Source organism: Methylobacterium nigriterrae (assembly GCF_037106235.1).
GTDB lineage: Bacteria > Pseudomonadota > Alphaproteobacteria > Rhizobiales > Beijerinckiaceae > Methylobacterium > Methylobacterium nigriterrae.
In genome coordinates this window covers 1-4,128 of the sequence record NZ_JBAWTG010000247.1, presented here as the reverse complement: position 1 = coordinate 4,128, position 4,128 = coordinate 1, and the positions used below count along the sequence as shown (strand labels likewise).

Annotated in this window: 2 protein-coding genes and 2 pseudogenes; 3 read left to right on the top strand and 1 reads right to left on the bottom strand. The window is 61.4% G+C overall.

Annotation, left to right across the window (positions count from 1 at the left end):
• Window positions 1–100 (top strand): annotated as a pseudogene (locus WDW90_RS35385) (cytochrome c); the annotation flags it as partial.
• A gap of 447 nt (window positions 101–547) precedes the next feature.
• Complete coding sequence (locus tag WDW90_RS35380) at window positions 548–2,068, top strand: amidase (protein WP_336492414.1); 1,521 nt, start codon at window positions 548–550, stop codon at window positions 2,066–2,068.
• A gap of 617 nt (window positions 2,069–2,685) precedes the next feature.
• Here the strand turns inward: WDW90_RS35380 and WDW90_RS35375 are convergent.
• Window positions 2,686–3,594: a fructose bisphosphate aldolase gene (locus WDW90_RS35375; protein WP_336492413.1), complete on the bottom strand. Its 909-nt coding sequence runs from the start codon at window positions 3,592–3,594 to the stop codon at window positions 2,686–2,688.
• Between the two features lie 141 nt (window positions 3,595–3,735).
• On the opposite strand from WDW90_RS35375, the pseudogene WDW90_RS35370 reads away from it, so the two are divergent.
• Window positions 3,736–3,990 (top strand): annotated as a pseudogene (locus WDW90_RS35370) (amidase family protein); the annotation flags it as partial.
• Window positions 3,991–4,128: the final 138 nt, after the last annotated feature.

Sequence of the window (4,128 nt, the reverse complement as noted above, 5' to 3'; positions counted from 1 at the left end):
CTGGGACGCGGAGGTGACCAAGATGATCAAGGTCTACCACGCCCCCATCGGCGAAGCCGACGGCAAGGCCATCGCCGCCTACCTTGCGGATGCGTATTAGGCCGTCCTGTTATCGGAGCGGTGTGCGGAAGGTGCCTGCTCTGTCGGGATAGATCCGCCTCAGTGCACGCCTGCCTAGTTAACGGCGGCTGCCGGCGTCTGAACGCTCGCGGCCAGCCCTACGGTTCCATGATCAGCGAAATAGGCGCGACCTGCCGCGAGGAGAAGGGCGAGCGTCCGGAACACAACCACTATCCCATTTCGCGGACGGCGGTCCTGCCGTTCTCCGGCTTCACTGGGCGGAAAGCCGGTGCTTCGACGGTCTCGCCGAAGGGATCGTAGGCGAGGATCTCGCCAGAAGGACAGTTGCTCATGCCAGCAAATGCCGCGCTTGGCATCGCGTGGATCTACAGAAACGTCTGTTGACCCCTTGTCCATGCCGATCCCCACACTTCACCGTTGACAGCCTAGGTCCGCAAGAACTGTTGCCCAGATAACCGAGGAAATCATGTTCACCTCTATGGATCCTTCATCCCTGACTCGCCGAGCTCTTGTGGTCGGAGGGGTAGCAGCGGCGTCAATCGCCGCTCTCCAGAGCTCGTCGGCAGCGGCGAAGTCGCAAGTGCTGCCGGTCTCGATAAGCGAAGCCGGGGAGCAGTTCCGTGCCGGGACGTCGACCTCCGTCGAGATCACAAGTGCATACCTCGACGGCATTCTGAAGCTGCAGCCGCAGCTGAACGCCTTCATCTCTGTACTGAATGACGAGGCCCTCCGAACTGCTTCCGAGCGCGATGCAGAACTACGCTCGGGCAGAGATCGTGGACCGCTCCATGGCATCCCAGTAGTTATCAAAGATCTTTTCGAGATGCGCGGCACGCGCACGACCGTCGGCTCCAAGGCATTTGAGAATCGGGTCACGGAGAAAGATGCCACGGTCGTAGCAAGGCTCCGGGATGCGGGTGCGGTAATTCTTGGCAAGACGAACATGAATGAGCTTGCCGCGGGCGTTTCGGGCACCAACACGGCGTTTGGTGACACGCACAATCCCTGGGATTTGGAGCGCTCCCCCGGTGGGTCGTCGAGTGGTACGGGGGCGGCCATCGCGGCTGGCCTATGTCTTGGCGGCCTGGGGACTGATACGGGCGGTTCGATCAGGGTGCCCGCCGCGTGGTGCGGGATTACGGGTATTCGCCCGACATTCGGACTTGTGAGCACCTATGGCGCTTTCCCCCGCTCGTACAGCTTGGATACTGTTGGGCCGCTCGCACGAAATGTCCGCGATCTTGCTCTGATCCTTGACGTGATCGCCGGCTTCGATCCGAACGATAAGAACTCCACGCTGCTCCGGCCTCACCAGAGTTACACACGGGGATTGGGCGAGGGCGTGAAAGGGATGCGGTTTGGCCTAGTGAAGGACTACACTTTCAGTGATGTTGATCCGGATATTGCCAATGCCGTCCGAGGGGCTGCCGAGACGTTAGCGGGCCTTGGAGCCAACATCGAAGAGATCAGGATTGAGCCGCTCGAGGGACAACTAGATTACAGTAAGTTGTTTAACGAGATACTCCTCTATGAATTTAATCAGATCCTGGGGGAGCGTTATCGCTCGATGCCCAACCGAACGGAAATGTTTGGGCGGATCGTTCAGGACAACATCGATGCCGGATCGAAAGTCTCACGCGAGGCATATGACGCCCGGATTGCGGAGCGTCCGTTTCTGACTGCGGAGGTTAAATCGGCGTTTCAGCGGGTAGATGCTCTCTTGACACCAGCCTTGCCGAGCGCGGCACCGCTGCTGAAGGCCTCAGCCCAAGACTACAGCCGAGGTCGCCAGTTCACGTTCCCGTTCAGCTACACAGCCCTGCCGTCGGTTGTAGTGCCCTGCGCCTTCTCTCCTGAGGGTCTTCCTATTGGCTTGCAGTTCGTCGGGGATCATTTCCAGGAGGCACAGCTTCTCCGGATTGCTGCCGCGTTCGAGGAAAAAGAGATCCAGCTCCAGAGCAGGCGGCCCAAGGTCTTCCTTGGCTGAGAACTCGCGCCCGACCATGTCTCGTCCGAGCTCGCGAGAAAGCTCACGCAGGACTCGGTTGAGTGAGCGGCCCTGAAGCACGCACTGTCGGCGGCCATTGTAGACCACGTCGAATCCGCAGAGCGGCCAAGCCAGAACGCATGCCGTATTGGCCTCTGAATGAGGCGAGCGCCCCTCGTGAGGGTGAGCCAATCAGAGAGAGACTCTGCCCTCGGAGGGACAACCCCGGGGATATCAGGGACAGGAGGAAGATGAACTCTATAGAAATACCCGTGTTGTCCCCGGCCCCGGAAGCGCGGCCATTCGAAGATCCGCCCGGCCCGAGCCTGCTAGGGGCCGTCTGGCAGCGGCGCTGACGATGCCGCGCTCAATTGCGGTGTCGAGGCCTGACTTCCGCTTTGCGCCCTTCTCGGGCCTTCGGAAGGTCTGCTTACCGGCAGTCTGATTGGCCCCGAACGACCGAGCCTGGCCGTAAACGGAACGGCCGCTTTCGGGCGAACAACAGGGCAAGGCGGACGTGCATTGACATACATTCGCAGCGCTTATCGTAATCGAATTGAAATGGAGCGTTTGATCCGCTCAGAGCTCAGCCTCATCGCGGCACCAATTAGATGATGTCATCCGCTTCGAGGCTGATGCTTGTCCACCGATGCCTTGTAGATCTCGTCGATCGCCGCGGCGAGTGTCGCATCGAACGCGTCGTCGCTCATGCGGGCCGTGAGACCCTCCGTGAGAGCGCGTGAGAAGCTCGCGATCACGCCGTGGTTGCCGGCCAGCTTGGCGCAGGCTTCCTCACGCGAGTAGCCGCCCGACAGCGCCAACACCCGGGCTACCCGCGGATGACGGGTCAACGTCGCGTAGAGGTCTGTTACGTCGGGCAGGGTGAGCTTCAACATCACCTGCCGCCCCTCAGGAAGATCGTCGAGCCGCTGTGCTAGCTCCGCGAGAAGGAGCGACTCGGCGCCGCGCTTGTCGGGGCTCTTGATGGACACTTCCGGCTCGATGATCGGCATGAGTCCATGCGAGGCGATACGGTCCGCAATTGCAAACTGCTGCTCGACGACGGCGGTGATGCCCCGCTTAGAGGGCTCGTTGATGACCGAGCGCATCTTCGTGCCATAGACGCCGAGCCGGGTGGCGCGGTCGAGAAGAGCGTCAAGATCCGGCATCGGCTTCATCAGGCTCACGCCGTCGTCCTCAGGAGCAAGCCCCTTGTCGACCTTAAGGAAGGGCACGATCCCGCGTTCCTCCCAGAGGAAGGCCGGAACGGGCTTGCCAGCGGCGCTGCCGTCCATCGTGCCCTCGAACAGAATCGCACCCAGCACCTTCGCGCCCGTAAAGGCGGGCGAGATCATGATGCGAACGCGCATCGCATGGATGAGCGCAAACATCTCGGCGTCGCCGGCGTAGGCATCGTCAGGGATTCCGTAGAGGCGCAGCGCACCGGGGGTCGACCCGCCGCTTTGATCGAGCGCGGCGATAAAGCCGTCCGCCGCAACACGATCTCCCATCTTGTCTCGGAGCATGGCTCTTACCCCGCGATCGAACGCGCTGCCACCTGTCCGCACGCGACTGCCTTGATCACCAGCCCTGACCGAGTTCGTCAAGGTCAGCACCCGGGCTAAGGGGCGCATCCCGTGATGATGGTCCGCTTGTCGCCGCTACCGCTGTCGCCAACCCTGCCGATCTCGTCGTTGGAAGCAGGACGGAATATTCCCTAGGGCCTGGAAGACCGCAGCCTCGTCTCGTGGGCGTTCTACACCTACCCCTTCAACCTCACGGGCCAGCCCGCAGCCTCTGTCTGCGCAGGCATTGCCTCGGATGGGATGCCGGTCGGTCTTCAGATCGTAGGGCGAAACCTCAGCGAGGCCGACGTAGTGAGAGCGGCTGCGGCGATAGAGCGAACAAAGCCGCCGAGCTAAAATCTGAGGCCGTTCCAGGGAGCGAGTAATAGCCGTAATTACGGCCTGTTCGGCCTTGAACGTGTTCCGTTTGCGGGCGTTTTGCTCCTCCTGACTGGGAGGAGCGATGCTGGACGACGTGGAATGGAGAAAGCTGGA

What these genes read in the sequence shown, in the direction of transcription:
- WDW90_RS35380 (WP_336492414.1), top strand. Translation starts at nt 548, where the DNA reads ATGTTCACCTCTATGGATCCTTCATCCCTGACTCGCCGAGCTCTTGTG.
- WDW90_RS35375 (WP_336492413.1), bottom strand. Translation starts at nt 3,594, where the DNA reads ATGCTCCGAGACAAGATGGGAGATCGTGTTGCGGCGGACGGCTTTATC.